Here is a 24,465-nt window from a genome sequence, read left to right on the forward strand (position 1 = left end):
GGTCGGCACCGAAGGAAACCTCGGCGGCCAGGCCCAGGTGCGTGGCGTGAGCGGTGTCTGGAAAGACCTCACCGACAACGTCAACTTCATGGCGCTGAACCTGACCTCACAGGTGCGGAACATCGCCCAGGTCACCACCGCCGTCGCCAACGGCGACCTCTCCAAGAAGATCACCGTCGACGCCCGGGGCGAGATCCTCGAACTGAAGGACACCGTCAACACGATGGTGGAGCAGCTGCGGGCCTTCGCCGACGAGGTGACCCGCGTGGCCCGCGAGGTCGGCACCGACGGCCGACTGGGCGGCCGGGCCCAGGTGCTGGGCGTCTCCGGGGTATGGCGGGACCTGACCGACAACGTCAACTACATGGCCGACAACCTGACTTCACAGGTGCGGAACATCGCCCAGGTGACGACCGCGGTGGCCAACGGTGACCTCTCCAAGAAGATCGACGTGGACGCCCGCGGCGAGATCCTGGAGCTGAAGACCGCCATCAACACCATGGTCGACACGCTCTCCTCCTTCTCCTCCGAGGTCACCCGCGTGGCCCGGGAAGTGGGAAGTGAGGGACAGCTCGGCGGCCAGGCACGGGTCGAGGGTGTGTACGGCACCTGGAAGCGGCTGACGACCAACGTGAACGAGCTCGCCTCCAACCTGACCACCCAGGTCCGCGCGATCGCCGAGGTCGCCTCCGCGGTGGCCCAGGGCGACATGTCCCGCTCGATCACCGTGGAGACGCAGGGCGAGGTCGCCGAGCTCAAGGACAACATCAACCTGATGGTGGCCAACCTCCGCGAGACGACCCGCGCCAAGGACTGGCTGGAGTCGAACCTCGCGCGCCTCGCCGCCCTGATGCAGGGTCACCGGGACCTGATGGAGGTGGCCGACCTGATCCTGCGCGAGCTGACCCCGCTGGTGAACGCCCAGTACGGCGCGTTCTTCCTGGCCGACCCGGACGAGGACGGCGCCTCTCTTCACACCACCGTCCCGGCAAAGGGACTGGCGTTCATCGCGGGCTACGGCTCGGCGCAGGGCGCGACCGTCGACACCGGCGGCATGCCGGTCCACGGGCTGGTGCGCCAGGCGGCCCGCGAGAAGAAGCGCATCCTGGTGGAGGAGGCCCCGCCGGACTACATCAAGATCAACAGTGGTCTGGGTGAGGCAGCTCCCGCCAGTGTCGTGATCATTCCGATCCTCTTCGAGGACAAGCTCCTGGGCGTCATCGAACTCGCCTCCTTCTCCCGCTTCTCCGACGTCCACCTGGCCTTCTTCGACCAGTTCGTGAACACCATCGGCGTCGCCATCAACACCATCATCGCCAACTCCCGCACCGAGTCCCTGCTCGGCGAGTCCCAGCGTCTGGCCATGCAGCTCCAGGAGCGCTCGGACGAACTCCAGATGCAGCAGGCGGAGTTGCAGCGCTCCAACGCCGAACTGGAGGACAAGGCCGCCCTGTTGGCGACCTCGTCCCAGTACAAGTCGGAGTTCCTGGCGAACATGTCCCACGAACTGCGCACCCCGCTGAACTCCCTGCTGATCCTGGCGAGGCTGCTCTCCGACAACCCGGACGGCCATCTCTCCGACCAGGAAGTGCAGTTCGCGACGACGATCCACAGGTCCGGCTCCGACCTGCTCCAACTGATCAACGACATCCTGGACCTGTCGAAGATCGAGGCCGGCCGGATGGACGTACGCCCGAAGAAGCTGCCCCTCATCAAGCTGCTCGACTACGTCCACGCGACCTTCCGCCCGCTCACCCTGGACCGGGGGCTCGCCTTCGAGGTGGCCGTCGGCGAGGACGTGCCGCGCGAGATGTACTCCGACGAACAGCGCCTCCAGCAGATCCTGCGCAACCTGCTCTCCAACGCCATCAAGTTCACCGCCACCGGCCGGGTCGAGCTGCGCGTGAACCGCGTCAAGGACCCCGAGCACCGATGGGGGTCCCCCCACTCGAGCGAAGTCGAGGGTGGGGGAGTCCGCGACAGCGACGACGTGATCGCCTTCGCGGTGTCCGACACCGGCATCGGCATCGCGCAGGAGAAACTCCCGGTGATCTTCGAGGCCTTCCAGCAGGCCGACGGCACGACCAACCGCAAGTACGGCGGCACCGGGCTCGGCCTCTCCATCAGCCGGGAGATCGCGGGCCTGCTGGGCGGCCGTATCGTCGCGGAGAGCGAACCCGGCGAGGGTTCCACCTTCACGCTCTACGTCCCCGTCGTCAGCCCCGGCCACTCGGCGACCGGCCCGACCGCAGAGGACCGACCCCTGCCGGCCGCGGAAGACCTGTCCACCGAGCCCTATCCGACCGCACACGACGCCGAGGACTCCTGGCCGGCGCCCACCAAACTGGACGCGTGGAAGGCGGGACGGGCCGGACAGGTCCTCTCCGGACGCCGGGTGCTGATCGTCGACGACGACATCCGCAACGTCTTCGCCCTCACCCATGTGCTGGGCCGGGTCGGTATGCCGGTGCTGTACGCGGAGAACGGCCGCGAGGGCATAGAGACCCTGGAGCGCAACCCGGACGTCGAACTCGTCCTGATGGACATCATGATGCCGGAGATGGACGGCTACGAGACCATTGCCGCCATCCGCCGCGCCCCGCGCTGGACCGGCCTGCCCATCGTCGCGCTCACCGCGAAGGCGATGCCCGGGGACCGCGAGAAGTCGATCGCGCGCGGCGCCAACGACTACGTACCGAAGCCGGTGGACGTCGACCAGCTCCTGACCGTCGTATGCGCACTCCTGGACCCGGAGGGCGTGGGGCCGGAGGAAGAGCGGGCCGAACCCGAGGAGGCGGTGGTCCCGCCCACGGACGACTGAAGGAGGGAAGTCACATGAGCGCTGAGACAACGACCGACGGCAGGGCGGGCATCCTCCTGGTCGACGACATGGAGGACAACCTGATCGCACTGGAGGCCGTCCTGGGGTCCCTCAACGAACCGCTGGTCCGCGCCCGTTCGGGCGAGGAGGCGATGAAGGCCCTGCTCCGCCGCCGGTTCGCCCTGGTCCTCCTGGACGTCCGTATGCCGGGCATGGACGGCTTCGAGACGGCCTCGAACATCAAACGCCTGGACCAGACGAAGGACGTCCCGATCATCTTCCTCACGGGTGCGGAGGACGACTCCGGCTACGCCTTCCGCGGCTACGCGACCGGCGCCGCCGACTACTTGACCAAGCCCTTCGACCCCTGGGTACTCCGCGCGAAGGTGAGCGTCTTCCTGGAACTGCACAGGAAGAACCAGCAGTTGGAGCGGTTGTTGGCGCGGCAACGGGCGGACTACGAGGAGGTCACCGAACGTCTGGCGGCGCTGGAGACCGAACTGACCGATCCCCAGCGCTCGCAGGTCCGAGAGCTACGTCATCTTCTGGGCCGACGGTGACTGCTGCTTTTAGCGGCGCGGGGCTGTGTCGATATGCGGCTCCGTCGCGCGGGCGCGACCAGCCACGACGCACCGGCAGCCGCGCACGCTCCCCAGCCATCCCCTACGCCTCGCGAGACCCCGCATACATCTCGTCGATAAGAGCCTTGTACTCCCGCTCCACAACAGGCCGCTTCAACTTCAGACTCGGCGTGATCTCACCGTGCTCCACGTCCAGATCCCGCGGCAGCAACCGGAACTTCTTGATCGTCTGCCACCGCTGAAGCCCCTCGTTGAGCTGCTTCACATACCCCTCGACCATGGAGACGGTGACGGGCGCGGCGACGACCTCCGCGTACGACTTCCCTTCGAGCCCGTTCCCCTTGGCCCACTCCAGGATCGACATCTCGTCCAGCGCGATCAGCGCCGTGCAGAAGTTCCGGTCGGCCCCGTGCACGAGGATGTTGGAGACATAGGGGCACACCGCCTTGAACTGCCCCTCGACCTCGGCGGGCGCGATGTACTTGCCGCTGGACGTCTTGATGAGGTCCTTCTTGCGGTCGGTGATCCGCAGATACCCGTCGGGCGACAGCTCACCGATGTCCCCTGTGTGGAACCACCCGTCGGCCTCAAGAACCTCGGCCGTCTTCTCGGGCAGCCCGTGGTAGCCCTCCATGATCCCGGGTCCGCGCAGCAGGATCTCCCCGTCGTCCGCGATGCGCACCTCCGTGCCGGGGAACGGCTTGCCGACCGTGCCGGTGCGGTAGGCCTCCCCGGGGTTCACGAAGGAGGCCGCGGAGGACTCCGTGAGCCCGTAGCCCTCAAGGATGTGAATCCCGGCGCCGGCGAAGAAGTACCCGATCTCGGGCGCGAGCGCGGCGGACCCGGAGACACATGCCCGAAGGTTCCCGCCGAACGCCTCCCGGATCTTCGCGAAGACCAGCGCGTCGGCCACCCTGTGCTTGGCGCTCAGCCCGAAGGACGCCCCCGCGGTACCGGTGCGCCGGAAGTTGTCCTGGCTCTCCTTGGCGTACGCGCGGCCCACCTCGGCGGCCCACTGGAAGATCTTGTACTTGGCGCCGCCGCCCGCACGGGCCTTCGCCGCGACCCCGTTGTAGACCTTCTCGAAGATGCGCGGCACGGCCGCCATGTACGTCGGCTGCACGACCGGAAGGTTCTCGATGATCTTGTCGACACGGCCGTCGACGGCGGTGACGTGACCGACCTCGATCTGCCCGGAGGTGAGCACCTTGCCGAAGACATGGGCGAGCGGCAGCCACAGGTACTGCACGTCCTCGCTGCTGATCAGGCCGGTCGCGGCGGTCGCCTTCGCCATGTAGGCCCAGTTGTCGTGCGGCAGCCGTACGCCCTTGGGCCGGCCGGTGGTGCCGGAGGTGTAGATCAGCGTCGCGAGCTGGTCCTTGGCGATCGCACCGACCCGCTCCTTGATCAGGTCGGGGTCCTTCTCCAGGCGGGCGGCGCCCCGGACCTCAAGCTCGGAGAGGGTCAGGATCCAGTCGGCGGTCTCGACACCGGCCGGGTCGATCACCACGACATGGGTGAGCGCGGGCAGCTCGCCGCGCTTCTCGACCGCCTTGGCGAGCTGGGCCGCGTCCTCCGCGATCAGCACGCGGCTCTCGGAGTCGGAGAGGATGAACGCCGACTCGTCGGCGTTGGTCTGCGGGTAGACCGTGGTCGTGGCGGCGCCGGCGCACATGATGCCGAGGTCCGCGAGGATCCACTCGATCCGGGTCGAGGAGGCGAGGGCGACCCGCTGCTCGGGCTGCACCCCCAACTCGATCAACCCGGCCGCGATGGCGTACACCCGCTCCGCGGCCTGCGCCCAGCTGAGTGACTTCCAGTCGTCCGGGCCCTGGCCGGAGGCCGCCGGCACCGGGTACCGGTACGCCTCGGCGTCCGGCGTGGCCGCAACGCGCTCCAGGAAGACGGTCGCCACACTCGGCGGACGGTTCTCGATCAGTGTCTGTGTGTCGCTCACGACATCCTCCGGGGCCCGCGACAGCGCGGCTGGCTCAGGTTTGCGGCTGTTGTTTAACTCGCGAGTAACTATCGAGCAGAGATCAGGGTAAAGCGCGGCCGAGCCGTTCGTAAGGGGCGGCGGCCTGTCACTTCCTACAGAGCGCGACGCTACGCACGCGTAGGGGCCCGCCACGCTTTCGCACGACGGACCCCATTCCATCCGATTCGACAGGCAACCGACTGTAACCCGCGGTTACTTCTTGCCCTTGCCCGATCCCGCGCTGTCATCACTGGAGAGCACCGCGATGAATGCCTCCTGCGGAACCTCCACGGAACCCACCATCTTCATCCGCTTCTTGCCTTCCTTCTGCTTCTCAAGCAGCTTCCGCTTACGCGAGATGTCACCGCCGTAGCACTTGGCGAGGACGTCCTTGCGGATGGCACGGATGGTCTCGCGGGCGATCACCCGGGAGCCGATGGCGGCCTGGATGGGCACCTCGAAGGCCTGCCGCGGGATGAGCTCGCGCAGCTTGGCGACGAGCCGCACACCGTAGGCGTACGCCGCGTCCTTGTGCGTGACCGCCGAGAACGCGTCCACCTTGTCGCCGTGCAGCAGGATGTCGACCTTGACCAGGCTGGACGTCTGCTCACCGGTGGGCTCGTAGTCCAGCGAGGCGTATCCGCGCGTCTTCGACTTCAGCTGGTCGAAGAAGTCGAAGACGATCTCGGCGAGCGGCAGGGTGTAGCGGATCTCGACCCGGTCCTCGGACAGGTAGTCCATGCCGAGCAGGGTGCCGCGCCGGGTCTGGCACAGCTCCATGATCGCGCCGATGAACTCGGTCGGGGCGAGGATCGTGGCGCGTACGACGGGTTCGTACACCTCGTTGATCTTGCCCTCGGGGAACTCGCTCGGGTTGGTGACGGTGTGCTCCGTACCGTCCTCCATCACGACCCGGTAGACCACGTTCGGCGCGGTCGCGATGAGATCGAGCCCGAACTCGCGCTCAAGCCGCTCGCGGATCACGTCGAGGTGCAGCAGCCCCAGGAAGCCGACACGGAAACCGAACCCCAGCGCGGCGGAGGTCTCCGGCTCGTAGACGAGCGCGGCGTCGTTGAGCTGGAGCTTGTCGAGGGCCTCGCGCAGCTCGGGGTAGTCGGAGCCGTCGAGCGGGTAGAGCCCGGAGAAGACCATGGGCTTGGGGTCCTTGTACCCCCCGAGAGCCTCCGTGGCGCCCTTGTGCAGGGTGGTGACGGTGTCACCGACCTTGGACTGGCGGACGTCCTTCACACCGGTGATGAGGTAACCCACCTCACCCACGCCGAGGCCGTCGGCACCCAGCATCTCGGGCGAGTTCGTCCCGATCTCCAGCAGCTCGTGGGTGGCGCCCGTCGACATCATCTTGATGCGCTCGCGCTTGCTGAGCTGGCCGTCGATGACACGGACGTACGTCACGACACCGCGGTAGGAGTCGTAGACCGAGTCGAAGATCATCGCGCGGGCCGGGGCGTCCTTGACGCCGACCGGCGCCGGGACCTCCTTGACGACCCTGTCCAGCAGCGCGTCGACGCCGAGCCCGGTCTTGGCGGAGACCTTGAGGACGTCGGACGGGTCGCAGCCGACGAGGTTCGCGAGCTCCTCGGCGAACTTCTCGGGCTGCGCGGCCGGCAGGTCGATCTTGTTGAGCACGGGGATGATCGTGAGGTCGTTCTCCATCGCCAGATACAGGTTGGCGAGGGTCTGGGCCTCGATGCCCTGGGCGGCGTCGACGAGGAGGACGGTGCCCTCACAGGCGGCGAGCGACCGCGAGACCTCGTACGTGAAGTCGACGTGCCCCGGGGTGTCGATCATGTTGAGGATGTGCGTGTTGCTCTTGTCTTCGGTGGGAGCCCACGGCAGACGCACCGCCTGCGACTTGATCGTGATTCCGCGCTCGCGCTCGATGTCCATGCGGTCGAGGTACTGAGCACGCATCTGGCGCTGCTCGACCACACCGGTCAGCTGGAGCATCCGGTCGGCGAGCGTGGACTTGCCGTGGTCGATGTGCGCGATGATGCAGAAGTTGCGGATCAGCGCCGGGTCGGTACGACTCGGCTCGGGCACATGGCTGGGGATCGCGGGCACGCAGGGTCCTGATTCTTGAGGCGTCCGCAGTGTCTGCGGTCTCGGGTCGGATCGATACGTAGCCTCCATGGTCCCACGGGCGGGGACCGGGGACCGGTTTGGGCCGTGTGCCGGGCCGCTGGTAGTCTGGGCAGCTGTGTCTCATGCCCTCTCAGCACGAGGCACGTCTTCTAGAAATCACCCGGTGCGGGACCCGGGGACTCCCTTACCCGGAATCCTCCTGGATCCGTACCTGAACCTGTAGAGGCTCATTCGTGGCGAACATCAAGTCCCAGATCAAGCGGATCAAGACCAACGAGAAGGCTCGGCTGCGCAACAAGGCCGTCAAGTCCTCCCTGAAGACCGCGATCCGCAAGGCCCGCGAGGCCGCTGCCGCGGGTGACACCGAGAAGGCCACCGAGCTGCAGCGCGCTGCCGCGCGTGCGCTCGACAAGGCCGTCTCCAAGGGTGTCATCCACAAGAACCAGGCCGCCAACAAGAAGTCGGCGCTTGCTTCGAAGGTCTCGTCCCTCTAAGGCCGACCTCTTCTGATCTGACCGGTCCCGTCCACGGGACCGAGCCGCCGGAAGGACCCAGAGCGGGCCCTCTCTCATCCGCTCCCGACCGGCACCCAAGGAGCCGCGCGCGGCCTGCGTTCGCCACGCGGGCGTGGTCTCCGCCCAGCTTGAACCGAAGGCCCCGGCGCACCGCCCTTCCCCAGGGCAGGGCGTCCGGGGCCTTCGTCATGAGCCCTACGGTGTTCAGTCCGCCCAGAACTCGTTGCTCTTGTCGATGTCCTCGACACACTCGTCGAGGTCGGTGACCTTGTCCCCGACGATCCGGAAGACGATGCATCCGGTGTCGTCCAGACGCCGGCCCTTCCGCTCAGCGGTGAACCGGCTCATCCCGACGGCGTGCCCCCGCCCGTCGACGGCGATCCCCAGCATCTCCAGACGCATCGACCCGCCGGTTTCCTCCCCCAGCTTCTGATACATGTCGATGATCGCGTCCTGCCCCTTGAAGTCCCCGGAGAGCGGGTGACTACCCGGCACGTGATGCGTGGCATCCTTCGCGATCAACTCCCGCAGAGTGTCGAGATCCCCGCGGGTGAACGCCTCGAACCCCTTACGAACGAGCACGGCATGCGGATGCTCAGCCATGACGACCGCCACCTTTCCGTCATTTAGGCGATGTTCGGCTGACAGGTCCGATTCTCCCCCACTTGCCCCGGATGCGAGCAGTCGATCGCCCGCCGCTTGCCGCGGATGCGGGCACCTGATCGTCCCCACGTGCCCCAGACGCGGGCACCCGATCGCCCGCCATGTGCCCCAGATGCGGGCAGTCGTGCCGCAGGGCGGCACGGGTGGGCGCAGCGGCACCCGCCCAGCGGCGGCGAGCGAAACCCACCCCCGCCCAGCCCCGACGCACCTGCACCTGCACGCACCCGCACCGCACCGCACCGCACCGCACCGCACCGCACCGCACCGCACCGCACCGACGGAACACCGACCGCCCGTCCAACGGGTCGGGTGAAGTCGGCTGCGGTTCGGCGGCGCCCTGAAGGGGCGCGGGGAACTGAAGGGGCGCGGGGAACTGCGCGACCGGCCGCGACGATGCCGCAGACGAAAGACGGCATGACACGGCACCTCCAGCGGAGCGCTTAGCCCCGCCCCCGAGACCGAGCCGCCCGAGCAATCGCGACAACCGCCTTCTCCAGCGCGTACTCGGGATCGTCCCCCCCGCCCTTCACCCCCGCATCCGCCTCAGCCACGGCCCGCAACGCGACCGCCACCCCGTCCGGCGTCCACCCCCGCATCTGCTGCCGCACCCGATCGATCTTCCACGGCGGCATCCCCAGCTCACGCGCGAGATCAGCAGGCCGCCCGCCCCGAGCCGAAGACAGCTTCCCGATCGCCCGCACCCCCTGCGCCAACGCACTGGTGATCATGACCGGCGCGACCCCGGTCGCCAACGACCACCGCAAAGCCTCCAACGCCTCCGCGGCCCGCCCCTCCACGGCCCGGTCGGCGACCGTGAAGCTGGAGGCCTCGGCCCGCCCTGTGTAGTACCGCCCCACCACGGCCTCGTCGATCGTCCCCTCGACATCGGCGACCAGCTGCGACACGGCGGACGCCAGCTCGCGCAGATCACTCCCGATCGCATCGACGAGCGTCTGGCACGCCTCGGGCGTGGCGGACCGCCCGGTCGCCCGGAACTCCTGCCGCACGAAGGCCAGCCGATCCGCCGGCTTGGTCATCTTCGGACAGGCGACCTCCCGGGCCCCCGCCTTCCGCGCGGCATCAAGCAGGGCCTTGCCCTTCGCTCCCCCCGCGTGCAGCAGCACGAGGGTGATCTCCTCGGCGGGCGCTCCGAGATACGCCTTCACGTCCTTGACCGTGTCGGCCGAGAGATCCTGCGCGTTGCGCACGACGACGACCTTGCGTTCCGCGAACAACGACGGACTGGTCAACTCGGCCAGCGTCCCCGGCTGCAACTGCTCCGACGTCAGATCCCGTACATCCGTATCCGCATCAGCGGCCCGAGCGGCGACAACCACCTCCTGCACAGCCCGATCCAGCAGCAGGTCCTCCTGCCCCACGGCAACCGTCACCGAGGCAAGAACGTCATCATCAGCAGTCTTCCTGGCCACCCCGACAGCATCGCACGGACCACTGACAACGCCCCGAGGGTCGCAGCCCACGATCACTGCACCCACCCAGGGGCGCGGAGAACCGCGCGGCCAACCACGACAAGCCCCCAGCCGCCGAACGACCTGCCGCGGCACCTCCCTCACTCAGGCCAAGCTGCCGCCGGCTTACGGCTCCTCCCGCCACCCATCCCACTCCCCCACGAACTCATCCAGCTCCCCGGGATCCAACCGCCCCGCCTCATCCCGGAGAACGACCAGCCACTGCGCATCCTCCGCATCGTCCTCCCCCGCCAACGCATCCCGAACGACCCGCGGCTCCTCATCCACCCCGAACCGCTCCCCGAGCGCCTCGACCACCGCCTCCGCGGCATCCCGATCGGGCAGCACCAGCACATGTCTCACATCGCTCACGCCACCATTTTCCAGGTCGCCCGATGCCCCGACACCGTCGGCTCCGGTGGCTCCGATGGCTCCGGCGGCTGAGCCCGGACCGAATCAGCCGCTCCGGTCAGGGCCTCGCACCACCGGCACAGCACCGAGCTCGATACCGAACCTCTCCCGGTACGCCTCCAGCACCTCCTCGTCCGTCTCCAACTCCCGTTCCTCCCGCGTCCCGTCGGCCGACGTCGCCTTGAGGACCCGGCCGCTGAGCGTGATCCGCCCGCCCTCTTCCGTCACCCTCGAACACACCAGTGACTGTGTGAAGTGCGAGGCCGGCGAGGTGCTGTGCCACCATGCCCCGGCCACGAAGTCACCGAGCACCCTGGGCCGCAACTCCAGCCGGTACTGACTCCTGCCGCCCGTGCGGACCTCCAGATCCGCGGCCTCACCCCCTCCCTGCTTCACCACACCGTCGCCGCCCCGCACCCCTGCCGCGTCTGACCCCGCCTCGACGATCTGGAAAACGCCACCGGGATCCTCCTGCTCTCCCCGCGCTCCGAACGCCAGCGGATAGTGGCTGTGCGCCCCGAACCCGACATCGGCCAGCCACTCTCCCCCGTCCACTGTCCGTACCCGCAGCACGAGATGGTCGTACGGGATCCCGAGCCGCCCCTCGTCCCCGTACACACGGCCGGCGAGCAGCGTGACGTCGAAGCCGAGCGCGGCCAGCAGAGCCCCGAACGCCCCGTTCAGTTCGTAGCAGAACCCTCCCCTCCGGGCGCCCACCACCTTGTCCACCAGCCGCTCCTCCTCCAGCACGATCTCCTCGCCGAGGTGCACCGACAGGTTCTCGAAGGGCACGGTCTGCAGATGGCGCAGATGCAGCTCGCGCAGGACCTCAACGGTGGGCCACGCCGGGTGCTGGACACCCAGGCGGCGGAGATACGCGTCGACCTCTGTGGGATTCATGCCTTCAGTCTCGCGCCACCCACAGCTCCCCACCGCCCACGCCACCGCCTTCCCCGCCAACGCGTTTCCCGCCGACGCCGTCTCCTCCCACGCCGTCCCCACCCTCTATGCCGCCGCCCGTCCCGACGACCGCCAGTGCACCGTCCCGGTCCGTGCGCAGCACCACCGCGCCCCCGGCCCGCAGCGCGGCGACCGTAGGGGGAGCCGGGTGGCCGTACGAGTTGTCGGCACCGACGGAGATGAGCGCGACCCTCGGGGCGGCCCGGCGTATCAGCTCAGGGTCCTGGTAGGCCGAACCGTGATGAGCGACCTTGAGCACATCAACCCGGGCCAGCCGCGCTCCCGCCGGTGACCTCAACAGCTCCTGCTGGGCCGGGGGTTCGAGATCCCCGAGCAGGAGGAAACGCAGCCCGCCCGACCGGACGAGCATCGTGACACTGGCATCGTTGGGCCCGTCCGCCGCCGCCATCGACGGGCCCGCCGGGGGCCACAGCACCTCCCAGGCCAACGCCCCCGTCCGCCGCTCCTCGCCGGCCACGGCACGCGTCACCGGAACACGCCGGGCCGCCGCCTCCCGCCGTACGAACTCGGCCTGGTCCACCGGCTCCTCGAACCCCGTCGTCTCGATCGCCCCCACCGCCCGCCCCCGCAGCACCCCGGGCAGACCGGCCACATGGTCGGCGTGGAAGTGGGTCAGGACCACTAGCGGCACCTTGGTGATGCCGAGCGTGCGCAGGCAGTCGTCGACGAGCGTCGGATCGGGACCGGCGTCCACGACCACGCCGGCACCCTCGCCGGCCGCCAGCACCATCGCGTCCCCCTGTCCCACGTCGCACATCGCCAACCGCCAGCCCGGTGGCGGCCAGCCGGTGACCACCCTGGTCAGAGGTGGCGGCTGTACGACCGCCAACAGGAACAGCACCGCGCAGACGGCGCACCACCAGGGATGCCTCAGCAGCCGTCGCCCGACCAGCAGCACGACCCCGGTGGCAAGGGCGAGCAGCCCCGCCCCTGTCCAACTGCCCGGCCAGTCCATCCCCCCGCCGGGCAGCGACGCCCCGGTGCGGGCCACGTCCGCGATCCACCCGGCGGGCCAACTCGCACACCAGGCCAGCGCCTTGGCCGCCGGCATCGCCACGGGTGCCGTAGCCAAGGCCGCGAAGCCCAGGACCGTGGCCGGGGCGACCGCGAACTCCACGAGCAGATTGCACGGCACCGCCACCAGGCTCACCCGCGCCGACAGTACGGCGACCACCGGTGCGCACAGCGCCTGTGCGGCGGCGGCCGCCGCCAACGCCTCCGCCGGCCGCGGCGGTACCCGGCGACGGCGCAGTGCCAGGCTCCAGCGCGGGGCGAGCGTGAGCAGGGCACCGGTGGCCAGGACGGAGAGCAGGAAGCCGTAACTGCGGGCCAGCCACGGGTCGTACAGCACCAGCAACAGTACGGCCGTCGCCAGCGCCGGGATCAGTGATCTGCGGCGCCCGGTCGCGAGGGCGAGCAACGCGACGGCCCCGCAGGCCGCCGCCCGCAGCACGCTCGGGTCCGGTCGGCACACGATGACGAATCCGAGCGTGAGCCCGCCGCCGAGCAGCGCGGTCGTCCGCAGTGACATCCCGAGGCGGGGCGCGAGTCCCCGTCTCTCGACGAGCTGGGCGAGTCCGGGCGGCCCGATGAGCAGGGCGAGCAGGATCGTGAGGTTGCTGCCGGAGACGGCGAGCGTGTGCGCGAGGTCGGTCTCCTTGAAGGCCTCGTCCAACTCCGGCGTGATCCGTGCGGTGTCTCCTACGACCAGCCCCGGCAACAGCGCCCGCGCATCCGCGGGCAGCTCGTCGGTGGCCTCCCGTAGTCCCGCTCGCAACCGTCCCGCGAACCGCTGCGTCCCCGATGCCTCCCCCACGACCTCGGGCCCCTCACGATCCCTCACCCGCAGCACGGCCGCGACACGATCACCCTCGACCAGCGGCGGCGCGATCCGCGCGGCGACCCGCACTCGCGTGGACGGCAGCAACCCGAGCCAGGGCGACCGCGCCGGACCCTCCACAGTGGTCGGCGAGCCGGACCGCGGCCCACCGATGCCCACCATTTCCTCATCCGAGCTCACACCCGCACGCGCGTCGACGATCAAGAGCACCGGCGCCCGCGTCGCCACCGTCCTCCTGTCCACCGTCTCCACCCGCCGGACCTCGGCATCGATGACGACGGCGGTCGGGGCCGCGTGATCACCGGTGATCCGGGGCCGGGTGAGACGCGGGTCTGAGGTCACCTCGACCTCGGCGGTCACGGTGGCGTACTGCCGGGCCAGCGCGGGCACCGGCCCCCGTCGCAGATCGGCTCCGTGCAGCCCGGCGGACGTGGCTGCCGCCGCGACACAGAGCAGCACGGCGGCGACCGGGATCCGACCGCTCCCACCAAGGCCCCGCACGCCACTCCGCCGTCCCGGCAGCAGCAGCACACAGGCCACGACGAGACACCCGGCCACGAGCCCCGTGACCCATCCCGACGGGACATCGAGGGTGACCGCGGCCGTCACCCACGCCGCGAGCGCCGGCGGTACCAGCCTCAGATCCGTGGGCCCTTCCTGCCGGGGGTGCGCATCCCCGAGCCGCTTCCCGGAGGCGGCATGCACAGCGCCCCGCGCACGCCCTTCGGCACCGGTCTCCCTCCGTCCCTCGTCCACATCTCCCTGCCGCACCCCGAGGCCGTACCTCATGGGCGTACGAGATTCCGCAGATCGGCGAAGCGACGGTCGCCGATGCCGTTGACGTCGCGCAGTTCGCCCACCGAGCGGAAGCCACCGTGCTGGGTGCGGTAGTCGACGATGTGCTGGGCCAGAACGGGGCCGACGCCCGGCAGGGTGTCGAGCTGGTCCACGGTTGCCGTGTTCAGTGAGACGGGAGCCGCCGCCCCCGCCACCGGACCGGCAGGACCACCGGCCACGGGGCCGCCCACCGCGGGCGCGGCCGGGCCGCCGACGACGACCTGCTCACCGTCCACCAGGAACCGCGCTCGGTTCAGGGCGTCGGTGTTCGTGCCCGGCCGCACTCCACCGGCCGCCCGTAACGCGTCGGCGACCCTCGACCCTGCCGGAAGTCGCTGGATCCCGGGCTCACGGACCTTCCCGCTGACGTCCACGACGATCTCGGCCCCGGCCGGCCCTGCCCCGTTCGGGCCCCCGCCGGAGGCTGCCGGCTCGGCCTCCCCGCGTTGCCCACTGTCTCCGCCCGAGCCGCTCTCCCCGAACGGAGCGGCGGCGCGCACCACTTCAGGCGCCTGGACGGACTGTGTCCGGCCGGTCCAGAAGTGCTGGACAGCGAAGACCGCGGCCACGACGAGCAGCACCGAGAGCGCAACCACGTTCCGCCGCTCCAGCCCGCACCGCGCCTGCAACCACACCGGCATCCGCTCCCGCAGGGCAAGCCCGGCCCGCTCCCGCCAGCTCCCGTCCCTGACCTCGGCGTCCCGCCAGTCTCCGGCCTCGGAATCGTCGTCCAGCCAACCCCCACCCGCCGAGCGAGCGTCCCGCCAGGACTTGTCCCCAGCACCACCTTCCGGCGAGGTCCGCTCCTCGGAACGGGCACCGCTGCGCTCGGGCTCCTCGTAACCGGTATCTCTCCGCGCGCCCTCCTCGGAACCGGCATCGCTCCAGGCCGACTCCGCAGGACCAGCGCCACGCCGACTCTCTTCGGCGAAACGAGCCCCCCGCCGGGCCACCTGCGCTGAACCAACCGACTCGACCGCCGAGCCGGCCTCGGTGAAATCGACGGCGTCGACGGCCTCCAAACCGTCACCCGCCACCCCCTTGCCCACACCCCATCCATCCGGCGGCGGCCCCTTCCCCGGCCCCCTCTCCTGCGTGCGTTCGGCGAACAGCACCTCCGCCCGCCGCTGGAGTTCGTCCGCCGAGGCGGCATGCCGATGCCGGACCCGGCTTCGGGTGGCGGGCGGTCGGCGGTGCCGTGAGCGCCCGTCGGAATGAGGGCCGCGTCCCGGCCCGCTGGTCGCCGTCGCTGTGCGTGAGCGTGATCGAAGTGCCATGCGCCGAGGATCGGCCACATCCGCCCTCACGCGATGATCTTGGTCAATTCCCGGGGACTACCCACCGGTTGTGGAAAACTCCGCCACCCGCACGAGTGACGACACCCTTCACGACGTGAACATGCAGCGTCACCGGGGCGAAACCACAACCCCCAACAACCCGGGCCCCGTGTGCGCCCCGATCACCGCCCCGACCTCGCTCACATGCAGGTCGGCAAGTCCCGTCACCCGGGCCCGCAGCCGGTCCGCGAGGGCCGACGCCCGGTCGGGGGCGGCCAGATGATGGACCGCGATGTCGACCGGCGCGCTGCCCGCCCGGTCGGCCGCGATCTCCTCCAGGCGAGCGATGGCCTTCGACGCCGTCCGCACCTTCTCCAGCGGTTCGATCCGGCCGCCATCGAGCTTCAGCAGCGGTTTCACGGCGAGCGCAGACCCCAGGAGGGCCTGTGCGGCCCCGATCCGGCCGCCACGGCGCAGATAGTCGAGGGTGTCGACGTAGAAGTAGGCGGACGTGCCCGCGGCCCGCTTCTCCGCGGCGGTGACCGCCTCGTCGATCGTGCCGCCCGCCTCCGCGGCCTCGGCGGCGGCGAGCGCGCAGAATCCGAGGGCCATCGCGATCATGCCGGTGTCGACCACACGCACCGGAACCGGCGCCTCGCGCGCCGCCAGCACCGCCGCGTCATAGGTGCCGGAGAGCTCGGCGGACAGGTGCAGCGACACGATGCCCGTGGCCCCGGACTCGGCGACCTTTCGGTAGTGCTCCGCGAAGAGCTGGGGGCTGGGCCGCGAGGTGGTGACGGAGCGTCGCTTCTGGAGTGCCTGGGCCAGTGACCGGGTCGAGATCTCGGTGCCCTCTTCCAGCGCGCGGTCCCCGAGGACCACGGTCAGGGGTACCGCGGTGATGCCGTGCCGCTCCATCGTCCCCTGCGGCAGGTAGGCCGTTGAATCCGTGACGATCGCGACATGGCGGGACATGAGCTGGAGGTTACCTGCCGTAGCGTCCGGTCGGCAGCCCGGCCCCTGTCACCCGGGGCTGCCGTGTCCGGATCAAGTCGTGCTCTCGGGACGGGGTTTCTTCTGCCAGGGGTAGGTGGGGCGCGGGCCCGGCGGAGTGATGGCGGGCTTCGTCGGTTCCTCGGCGGTGCGGGAGCGGGGTGTCTCGGGCCAGGTCTGCTGCTCGGTGCTGTTCTCGGCGGCGGAGGCCTCGGGCCACGGGGGCGGTGTCGCGGCGGGCTCGGTCTTCGTCCAGTGCCGCAGTGCACCGGACTCGACGTCGATCTGCGCGCTCAACGTGTCCAGGTCGTCGTCGGCGAAACGGCGGGCGCGGTCGCGTGCCGCCCAGCGCAGTGAGTCCGCCGACTGTGTGATGCGCTCGGTGCGCTCCCGCAGGCCGGGCAGGCGCTCGGCGAGCTTCGCGCGGTCGGGCTCGGCCTCCAGGCGCTTGAGTTCACCGTCCAGTTCGTGGCCGTGTGCGCTGAGCCGTTGGAAAAGGCCGAGGGACTCCTTGAGGGACTCGTCCTCGGCCACGCCCGCGTGCAGCGCGTCCTGGGTGCTCCGCATCGAGGTGCGCAGCTTCAGCCGCAACTGGGCCAGTTCGCCCGCGGGGCCGAGCTGGGCGAAGGACTTGGCGCGCAGGGTGTGGTCCTCGACCGTGCGCCGGGCCTGGGTGATGGTGCGGTCCACCCCGCGCTTGGCGGCGCCGACCACCTTCACCGTCGCGTACACACCGAGCACCACGAAGAGCACGAAAAGCAGGGCCACGATCGCGATCACTGCTTCCACAACGCTCCTCCTCCGCCGGCACGGCACTCCCCGCGCCGCTCTTCAAAGGTAAACGCAACAGGCAGGCCCGGAGTTCCGGAAGAACCCCGAACCTGCCCGTACCGCACCCCTAGGGGACTGAGACCCCGCCCGGCGGATCACGCCGGACAGGCCCTATGTCGAAACGATCCGGACAGGCCCTACGCCGGAACGATGTTCACCAGCTTCGGCGCCCGCACGATCACCTTGCGGATGCCCGCCCCGTCCAGCGCCGCCACGACCTTCTCGTCGGCCAGCGCGACCTTCTCCAGTTCGTCCTCGGAGATGGCCGGCGAGACCTCCAGGCGGGCCTTGACCTTGCCCTTGACCTGGACCACGCAGGTCACCGTCTCGTCCACGACGTACTCCGGGTCGGCGACCGGGAAGTCCTGGTGGACGACCGAGTCGGTGTGGCCCAGCTTGCGCCACAGCTCCTCGGCGATGTGCGGGGCCAGCGGCGCGACCAGCAGCACCAGCGGCTCGGCGACCGCGCGCGGCACGGCGCCGCCCGCCTTGGTCAGGTGGTTGTTCAGCTCGGTGACCTTGGCGATGGCGGTGTTGAAGCGCAGCCCCTCCAGGTCCTGGCGCACCCCGTCGATCGCCTTGTGCAGGGCGCGCAGGGTCGCCTCGTCGGGCTCGGCGTCGACGACGGTCACCTCGCCGGTGCTCTCGTCGACGATGTTGCGCCACAGCCGCTGCAGCAGCCGGTACTGGCCGACCACCGCGCGCGTGTCCCACGGACGGGAGACGTCCAGCGGGCCCATCGCCATCTCGTACAGCCGCAGGGTGTCGGCGCCGTACTCCGCGCAGATCGACTCCGGAGTGACCGCGTTCTTCAGGGACTTGCCCATCTTGCCCAGCAGGCGGCTGACCTTCTCGCCCTGGTAGTAGTACGCGCCGTCGCGCTCCTCCACCTCGGCGGCCGGCACCGCGAAGCCACGGCTGCCGCGGTAGACGAAGGCCTGGATCATGCCCTGGTTGAACAGCTTGTGGAAGGGCTCGGCCGACGAGACGTGCCCCAGGTCGTACAGGACCTTGGACCAGAAGCGCGCGTACAGCAGGTGCAGCACGGCGTGCTCGGCGCCGCCGACGTACAGGTCGACGCCGCCGTGCGGCTGCCCCGCGCGCGGGCCCATCCAGTACTGCTCGATCTCCGGGTCGACCAGCTTCTCGCTGTTGTGCGGGTCCAGGTAGCGCAGTTCGTACCAGCAGGAACCGGCCCAGTTGGGCATGGTGTTGGTCTCGCGGCGGTACGCGCGCGGGCCGCGTCCGTCGCCCAGGTCCAGGGTGACGTTCACCCAGTCCTCGTTGCGGGACAGCGGGGTCTCCGGGGAGGTGTCCGCGTCGTCCGGGTCGAAGGTGCGCGGCGAGTAGTCCTCGACCTCGGGCAGCTCCAGCGGCAGCATCGACTCGGGCAGCGAGTGCGCGATGCCGTCCTCGTCGTAGACGATCGGGAAGGGCTCGCCCCAGTAGCGCTGGCGGCTGAACAGCCAGTCGCGCAGCCGGAAGTTGACGGTGCCCTCGCCGATGCCCTTGGCGGCCAGCCACTCGGTGATGCGTGCCTTGGCCTCGGCGACGCCCAGGCCGTCCAGGGAGACACCCTCACCGCTGGAGTTGATGATCTTCGCGTCGTACGACGCGAAGGCGTCCTCCCACGTCGAGGTGTCGGTGCCCCGGCCGTCGGTCGGCTCGACGATGCACTGGATCGGCAGCTCGAAGGCGCGCGCGAACTCGAAGTCGCGCTGGTCGCCCGCCGGTACGGCCATGATCGCGCCGGTGCCGTAGCCCATCAGGACGTAGTCGGCGATGAAGACGGGGATCTGCTCGCCGTTGACCGGGTTGGTCGCGTACGAGCCGATGAATACGCCGGTCTTGTCCTTGGCCTCGGCCTGGCGCTCGACGTCGGACTTGGAGGCGGCCTGCGCACGGTAGGCGGCGACGGCCTCGGCCGGGGTCGCGTGACCGCCGGTCCAGACGTCGTGCGTGCCCTCGGGCCATTCCTGCGGCGTGAACTTCTCGACCAGCGGGTGCTCGGGTGCCAGCACCATGTAGGTCGCGCCGAACAGGGTGTCCGGGCGTGTGGTGAAGACGGTGATGCGCTCGCCGTCGATCGGGAAGTCGACTCGGGCACCTTCGGAGCGGCCGATCCAGTTGCGCTGCTGCAGCTTGATGGCCTCGGGCCAGTCCAGCTCGTTCAGGTCGTCCAGCAGGCGGTCGGCGTAGGCGGTGATCCGCATGTTCCACTGGCGCAGCTTGGCCTTGAAAACCGGGAAGTTGCCGCGCTCGCTGCGGCCGTCGGCGGTGACCTCCTCGTTGGCCAGCACGGTGCCCAGCCCCGGGCACCAGTTGACCGGCGCGTCGGAGGCGTACGCCAGGCGGTACCCGCTCAGGATGTCGGCGCGGGCGGCGGCCGACAGCTCGCCCCAGGAGCCGCCGCCGGGGACCGCGCGCTCACCGGACTCGAACTGCGCGATCAGCTCGGAGATCGGCCGGGCCTTCTGCGCCTCGTCGTCGTACCAGGAGTTGAAGATCTGCAGGAAGATCCACTGGGTCCACTTGTAGTAGTCCGGGTCGATCGTGGCGAACGACCGGCGCTTGTCGTGGCCCAGGCCCAGCCGGCGCAGCTGGGACTTCATGTTGTAGATGGCGGCCTCGGTGGTGATCCGAGGGTGCTCGCCGGTCTGGACGGCGTGCTGCTCGGCGGGCAGGCCGAAGGCGTCAAAGCCCAGGGTGTGCAGGACGTTGTGGCCGGTCATCCGCTGGAAGCGGGCGAAGACGTCGGTGGCGATGTAGCCCAGCGGGTGGCCGACGTGGAGGCCCGCACCGGAGGGGTACGGGAACATGTCCATGATGAACTTCTTGGGCCGGGCCGCCAGCTGCGGGTCGCCCGCCAGGTCGCCCTTCGGGTTCGGTGCCGCGTAGGTGCCGTCGGCGTCCCAGAAGTCCTGCCAGCGTGCCTCGATCTCGGCCGCGACGGCGGCCGTGTAGCGGTGCGGCGCGGCCACCTCGGCGGGGGCAGCGGGGTTCGTCTCGCTCATGGTCCTCAAAGCTCCATCGATCGTCTCTGCCAGCGGCTGTGTCGTCCGGAAACGAAAAATCCCCTCGCACAGGAGGGGACGCCGCGCCGATTCCGACCACGTCTTCACCGGTGGTCGGGACTGATCAGCGCGGCTCGCTAAGCAGAAGGCGTACGGCACGCATGGCGTTAGGGTACCGCAGCCGTTGAGCAAGCCGCGACGAGCTTACGTATGCCTCTTTGGCACCGGGTGCCGCCCTCGCCGCCGCAGTCGAGCGCACCGATCCATCCGACAGGAACTGAATCAAGGCCAATGGTTACTTCGCGTAACAGCCACTAAGGGACATCACAACGGCCCCGCAGTCATTTGATAACAACGCAATAACTCAAACACCGTACCCGCCGGTATGGCGCCACTTAGAGTGCGGCAGCGGGACCGCCTTCCCGAACCGCTCGGAGTTGCCCCCATGAACGCTCGCAGTAGTAACAGCACGCTCCCCAGGACTGGCCGGTCGGCCTATGGGGTGGCGACGGCCGTCTTTCTGCTGGCCATCCCTCTGGTCGTGATCTATGGAGGTGTCTGGCTCCAGGACTTCCTCAACTTCGGGGCGGGCGTGGTGACGCTTGTCCTCCTCACCTGCTCCGTGATCTGGGGGCTCGTCGCGCAGGACCGGTTGATCCTCAACACCCGGCAGCGGATCCTCGCGCAGGGCATCCACCGGATCACCGCCGTGGGCTCGATCGCATTCCTCCTGCTGCACATCGGAATCAAACTGACCCTCGACCACACGACGTGGATCGCCGCCTTCATCCCCTTCGGACTCGGCTTCAGCAGCAGCGGCGGGCTCATCGGTCTCGGCACCCTGGCCGGCCAGCTCATGATCTTCGTCGGCATCACCGGCGCGCTGCGCAACCAGTTCGCCTCCCCTGCACCGGTCGCCGCCCGCTGGCGGGCCATGCACATGCTGGCCTACCCGGCCTGGTGCGCCGGACTGGTCCACGGCCTGTACGCGGGACGCGCGGTGAAGGCCCCGATCTTCACGTACATGTACGCGCTCTGCGTGCTCGGGGTCATTGCTGCCCTGGCTCTACGCGCGGCACCTCGCCCGTTCAAGCGCAAGGTCACCGACCGGCTCACCGCGATACTCGGCTCGGAGGAGCGGTCGGGTCGCGAGGACCTGGAGGCCAGCCGGGCCAGGAGGGGCTCGGAGACCGCCGCGCCGGGCCGCGAGGGCCGTCGCTCCGCCGAGCCGGGCCGCGAGGGCCGTCGCTCCGCCGAGCCGGGCCGCGAGGGCCGTCGCTCCGCCGAGTCCGCCGGGCGCCGTTCGGAGTCCGCCCTGCCCGGCTACGAGGGCCTGTCCCAGACCGGCTCCATGCCCGCCTACCAGGCTCCCCCCGCCCCCGAGCCCGCGGGCAACGGATTCGCCGCCGCCTATCGCGCCGTGTCACCCAACGCGCAGCAGCCCTACGAGACCGGCCAGACCGCGCGCATGGATCTGCCGATGGACATACAGCCCACGGAGGCCATCCCGCGCATGGACGGCGGCGGCAGCACCTCCGGCAGCTGGCCGATCCCGTCTCCGCCGCCGGTCGGCGAGGCACCTCCCTCTGCCTACGACCCACTCCAGGACACGGGATACAACATCCCCACCTATAGCAGCAATTCGGGCACCGCCAGCTATCTCTCGGGTGATGTGCACGACACGGGTGAGTCGAACAACCTCTACGGCGCGTACAACCCGAACGACACGTACAACAGCGGTCCCGCCACTGATCCAACGCCCGGTCAGTCGTACGACTTCGACTCACCGGGATCGGGCGAACCTTGGAACACGCCTTCCGGAGGCTATAGGTGAACGAGGCCCTGCCCGACGTACCAGAAGTCCGCGTCGTCGGTCTTCCTCAGCTCACGTCGGGCTTCGACCTTGTCGAACGACTTGACCTGCCCATGCACCTGAAGGTGCACGGGCCGCTCGAACCCATGGGCGGCGAGCAGCTCGCGAAGCTGTCCGAAGCCATCAACCTGAAGGGGCGCGGCGGCGCCGGATTCCCCTTCCACAAGAAGCTGCGCTCGGTCGCCGAGGCCGCGATCAAGCGCGGCGTACGGCCGGTCGTCGTCGTCAACGGCAGCGAGGACGAACCGGCCTGCCGCAAGGACACGGTGCTCATCAACCGTGCCCCGCACCTCATCCTGGACGGCGCACTCCTGGCCGCCGAAGCCCTGGGTGCCCGCACGCTCGTGGTGGGGGTCACCCGGGAGTCGACCCAGCGCTCCATGGAGGCCGCCCTCGCCGAACGCGGCCTCAGCAACGGCCGCAGATCGGCTCTACGCGCACGCGTGCAGCGCAACCCGGTCCGCATGGTCACCGGAGCGGCGGCCTCGCTGATCCGGTCCATCGACGGCGGTCCGGCCATCCCGCCCGGCCGCAAGATCAGCGCCTCCCAGAGCGGTGTCGGCGGTGCGCCGACCCTGCTGTCCAACGCCGAGACCTTCGCGCAGCTGGCGATCGCCGCGCGCATCGGCCCGGAGCGCTACGGCAACACCGGGTTGTACGACGAGCCGGGCACCGTCATGCTCACCGTCTCCGGCGCCGTCGCGCGCCCCATGGTGATCGAGGTCCCCACGGGCGTACCGCTGCGCTACGTCCTGCAGTTGGCCGGCGCCCCGCCGGTCCCGCAGGGCGTGCTGACCGGCGGCTACCACGGCAAGTGGATCGACGCGGCGACGGTCAACGAGGCGATCGTCTCCCGCAACTCCCTGGACGCCGTGGGCGGCGCGCTCGGCGCCGGCGCGATCCTGCCGATCACTCAGGAGACCTGCCCGCTGGGCGAGTCGCTGCGCGTGGCGCAGTGGCTGGCCGAGGAGAGCGCGGGCCAGTGCGGCCCCTGCTACCTCGGTCTGCCGGCCGCCGCGCGCGGCATGGAGGACATCCTCAACGGCGGCGGTCCTGCCGCCCTGGAGGCGCTCAAGCAGGTCGCCAAGAACGTGAAGCGGCGCGGCGCGTGCTCGCACCCGGACGGCTCCGCGATGTTCCTGGAGTCGACCATCAAGGCGTTCACGGACGACCTGGCCGCCCATGTCCTCGGAAACGGCTGCGGACGGCCCGTGGAGGGCGTTCTGCCGCTCTTCGAGGGCGGCAGGATGCCGACGGGCATCCCGGGCGGCGGCGAGGCCGAGGAGGAGAACGGCCCCAGCCGTCAGAAGATCTACGTCGACTGGACGCTGTGCCGGGGCCACGGCCTGTGCGCCGACATCCTCCCCGAGGTCTTCGAACTCGGCGCCGACGGCTTCCCGACGGTCGCCCAGGCCCAGGTACCGCGCTACGCCGAGGCGAAGGCGCTCCGCGCGGTGCGTCGTTGCCCCGCCCTCGCCCTGCGTCTGGAGGATGAGGCACCGCGCGACAAGGGCCCCTCCCGCAACCTGCCGGTCCTCTCCCAGGGCCGCGGAAGGCGTGCGCTGGGCCGCTGAAGCCGACAGCAGACGACTGAGGGGGCCGCCCGATCCGGGCGGCCCCCTCAGTCGTAACTGTCCCTGGAAACAAGTAAATCCCGCCGGATCAAGATGACCCGGCGGGATCTTTCTGTGGAGCTAAGGAGATTTGAACTCCTGACCCCCTGCATGCCATGCAGGTGCTCTACCAACTGAGCTATAGCCCCAGGTTCTGTTCCACCTGGTTTCCCTGGCGGCGACGCCAACATTACACGGTCCACCGGGTGGAACACCAAATCGTTTCCCTGCGGGCAGGAGCACCGACGTCAAGCGGTCACGAACGAGTAGAACCGCTTCAGCGTGCAGTGTTCCTCAAGGAGCCGACCATAGATCGGCTCGCCCTCGAGTTCGCGGTACGTCTCGATGGGGTCGCCTTTTATGATCAGCGCCCGCGCGCACTCCTCGCACCAGTACTGGTAGTCGGGATTGACCGGCTCCATGTCCCGCACGATCGGCGTCCCGCTGCCGCACCAGTCGCACTTTCGCCTGTGTGCACCCATCGATCAGCTCCAGCTGTGGCCGCAGGCCGTGCACACGTAGGAGATTCCTCCATTGTCGCCGAGTACTTGCGCCACGTGGACGGAACCGCAGGAAGGGCAGATGAGGCGGACGGTCGTGTCCCTTGTCGATGCCGCTTCGCGGAGGTGGCCGACCTCCACGAGGATGCTCGCAGGCATCACTAC

Annotated in this window: 17 protein-coding genes and 1 tRNA gene; 5 read left to right on the plus strand and 13 right to left on the minus strand. The window is 69.6% G+C overall.

Translation table 11 applies throughout. The annotated features are described in order from the left end of the window. Positions 1 to 2,821 (plus strand): HAMP domain-containing protein (locus tag ACI2L1_RS08320; protein ID WP_404738519.1); only part of this gene is annotated, 2,821 nt, incomplete at its 5' end. Between the two features lie 14 nt (positions 2,822 to 2,835). Next, positions 2,836 to 3,381: a two-component system response regulator gene (locus ACI2L1_RS08325; RefSeq protein ID WP_404738520.1), complete on the plus strand. Its 546-nt coding sequence runs from the start codon at positions 2,836 to 2,838 to the stop codon at positions 3,379 to 3,381. A 103-nt stretch (positions 3,382 to 3,484) separates the two neighbouring features. Here the strand turns inward: ACI2L1_RS08325 and ACI2L1_RS08330 are convergent, their stop codons facing one another. Continuing rightward, positions 3,485 to 5,359, minus strand: coding sequence for an AMP-dependent synthetase/ligase (locus ACI2L1_RS08330; protein WP_404738521.1), 1,875 nt, complete (start codon positions 5,357 to 5,359; stop codon positions 3,485 to 3,487). Between the two features lie 234 nt (positions 5,360 to 5,593). Further along, positions 5,594 to 7,462 (minus strand): translation elongation factor 4, encoded by a 1,869-nt coding sequence (gene lepA, locus ACI2L1_RS08335; RefSeq protein WP_404738522.1) that lies wholly within the window; start codon positions 7,460 to 7,462, stop codon positions 5,594 to 5,596. Between the two features lie 254 nt (positions 7,463 to 7,716). Here lepA and rpsT point away from each other — a divergent pair, with 254 nt between their 5' ends. Beyond that, on the plus strand, positions 7,717 to 7,977 hold the full coding sequence (gene rpsT / locus ACI2L1_RS08340) for a 30S ribosomal protein S20 (protein ID WP_067314365.1): 261 nt from the start codon (positions 7,717 to 7,719) through the stop codon (positions 7,975 to 7,977). A gap of 225 nt (positions 7,978 to 8,202) precedes the next feature. On the opposite strand, the gene ACI2L1_RS08345 is transcribed toward rpsT, so the two are convergent. The 9 genes from ACI2L1_RS08345 to leuS all read right to left on the minus strand — a co-directional run bounded on the left by ACI2L1_RS08345 (position 8,203) and on the right by leuS (position 20,314). Then, on the minus strand, positions 8,203 to 8,601 hold the full coding sequence (locus ACI2L1_RS08345; protein ID WP_404738523.1) for a nuclear transport factor 2 family protein: 399 nt from the start codon (positions 8,599 to 8,601) through the stop codon (positions 8,203 to 8,205). 500 nt (positions 8,602 to 9,101) lie between these two features. Continuing rightward, positions 9,102 to 10,091 carry a DNA polymerase III subunit delta gene (gene holA, locus ACI2L1_RS08350; RefSeq protein ID WP_404738524.1) on the minus strand — a complete coding sequence of 330 codons (990 nt, stop codon included), beginning with the start codon at positions 10,089 to 10,091 and terminating at the stop codon, positions 9,102 to 9,104. Between the two features lie 165 nt (positions 10,092 to 10,256). Continuing rightward, positions 10,257 to 10,502 carry a hypothetical protein gene (locus ACI2L1_RS08355; protein ID WP_404738525.1) on the minus strand — a complete coding sequence of 82 codons (246 nt, stop codon included), beginning with the start codon at positions 10,500 to 10,502 and terminating at the stop codon, positions 10,257 to 10,259. 84 nt (positions 10,503 to 10,586) lie between these two features. Continuing rightward, the gene (locus tag ACI2L1_RS08360; RefSeq protein WP_404738526.1) at positions 10,587 to 11,441 is read right to left on the minus strand and encodes an arylamine N-acetyltransferase; all 855 of its coding nucleotides are present in this window, start codon (positions 11,439 to 11,441) and stop codon (positions 10,587 to 10,589) included. 4 nt (positions 11,442 to 11,445) lie between these two features. Next, positions 11,446 to 14,067: a ComEC/Rec2 family competence protein gene (locus ACI2L1_RS08365; protein ID WP_404738711.1), complete on the minus strand. Its 2,622-nt coding sequence runs from the start codon at positions 14,065 to 14,067 to the stop codon at positions 11,446 to 11,448. A gap of 80 nt (positions 14,068 to 14,147) precedes the next feature. Further along, positions 14,148 to 14,933, minus strand: a complete 786-nt coding sequence (locus ACI2L1_RS08370; RefSeq protein WP_404738712.1) for a helix-hairpin-helix domain-containing protein — start codon at positions 14,931 to 14,933, stop codon at positions 14,148 to 14,150. 672 nt (positions 14,934 to 15,605) lie between these two features. Further along, complete coding sequence (locus ACI2L1_RS08375) at positions 15,606 to 16,451, minus strand: DegV family protein (protein WP_404738527.1); 846 nt, start codon at positions 16,449 to 16,451, stop codon at positions 15,606 to 15,608. 72 nt (positions 16,452 to 16,523) lie between these two features. Beyond that, positions 16,524 to 17,258 carry a hypothetical protein gene (locus ACI2L1_RS08380; RefSeq protein ID WP_404738528.1) on the minus strand — a complete coding sequence of 245 codons (735 nt, stop codon included), beginning with the start codon at positions 17,256 to 17,258 and terminating at the stop codon, positions 16,524 to 16,526. A gap of 179 nt (positions 17,259 to 17,437) precedes the next feature. Continuing rightward, entirely contained in the window at positions 17,438 to 20,314 is a 2,877-nt protein-coding gene (gene leuS, locus ACI2L1_RS08385) for a leucine--tRNA ligase (RefSeq protein WP_404738529.1), read from the minus strand. Positions 20,315 to 20,759: 445 nt separating this feature from the next. On the opposite strand from leuS, the gene ACI2L1_RS08390 reads away from it, so the two are divergent. Both ACI2L1_RS08390 and ACI2L1_RS08395 read left to right on the plus strand, forming a co-directional pair. Then, positions 20,760 to 22,148, plus strand: coding sequence for a cytochrome b/b6 domain-containing protein (locus tag ACI2L1_RS08390; protein WP_404738530.1), 1,389 nt, complete (start codon positions 20,760 to 20,762; stop codon positions 22,146 to 22,148). Further along, on the plus strand, positions 22,145 to 23,761 hold the full coding sequence (locus tag ACI2L1_RS08395; RefSeq protein ID WP_404738531.1) for an NADH-ubiquinone oxidoreductase-F iron-sulfur binding region domain-containing protein: 1,617 nt from the start codon (positions 22,145 to 22,147) through the stop codon (positions 23,759 to 23,761). Before ACI2L1_RS08390 ends, ACI2L1_RS08395 begins: the two co-directional genes overlap by 4 nt. A 115-nt stretch (positions 23,762 to 23,876) precedes the next feature. Here ACI2L1_RS08395 and ACI2L1_RS08400 read toward each other — a convergent pair. Together ACI2L1_RS08400 and ACI2L1_RS08405 are read right to left on the minus strand one after the other, a co-directional pair. Further along, positions 23,877 to 23,949, minus strand: a tRNA-Ala gene (locus tag ACI2L1_RS08400). A 99-nt stretch (positions 23,950 to 24,048) separates the two neighbouring features. After that, positions 24,049 to 24,282, minus strand: coding sequence for a hypothetical protein (locus ACI2L1_RS08405; RefSeq protein ID WP_003976229.1), 234 nt, complete (start codon positions 24,280 to 24,282; stop codon positions 24,049 to 24,051). Positions 24,283 to 24,465: the final 183 nt, after the last annotated feature.

Source organism: Streptomyces sp. NPDC019531 (assembly GCF_044903305.1).
GTDB lineage: Bacteria > Actinomycetota > Actinomycetes > Streptomycetales > Streptomycetaceae > Streptomyces.

Bases quoted from the DNA above. Each gene is read 5' to 3' on its own strand.
- ACI2L1_RS08325 (WP_404738520.1), top strand. From the start codon at position 2,836: ATGAGCGCTGAGACAACGACCGACGGCAGGGCGGGCATCCTCCTGGTC.
- ACI2L1_RS08345 (WP_404738523.1), bottom strand. From the start codon at position 8,601: ATGGCTGAGCATCCGCATGCCGTGCTCGTTCGTAAGGGGTTCGAGGCG.
- ACI2L1_RS08360 (WP_404738526.1), bottom strand. From the start codon at position 11,441: ATGAATCCCACAGAGGTCGACGCGTATCTCCGCCGCCTGGGTGTCCAG.
- ACI2L1_RS08375 (WP_404738527.1), bottom strand. From the start codon at position 16,451: ATGTCCCGCCATGTCGCGATCGTCACGGATTCAACGGCCTACCTGCCG.
- leuS (WP_404738529.1), bottom strand. From the start codon at position 20,314: ATGAGCGAGACGAACCCCGCTGCCCCCGCCGAGGTGGCCGCGCCGCAC.
- ACI2L1_RS08390 (WP_404738530.1), top strand. From the start codon at position 20,760: ATGAACGCTCGCAGTAGTAACAGCACGCTCCCCAGGACTGGCCGGTCG.
- ACI2L1_RS08405 (WP_003976229.1), bottom strand. From the start codon at position 24,282: ATGGGTGCACACAGGCGAAAGTGCGACTGGTGCGGCAGCGGGACGCCG.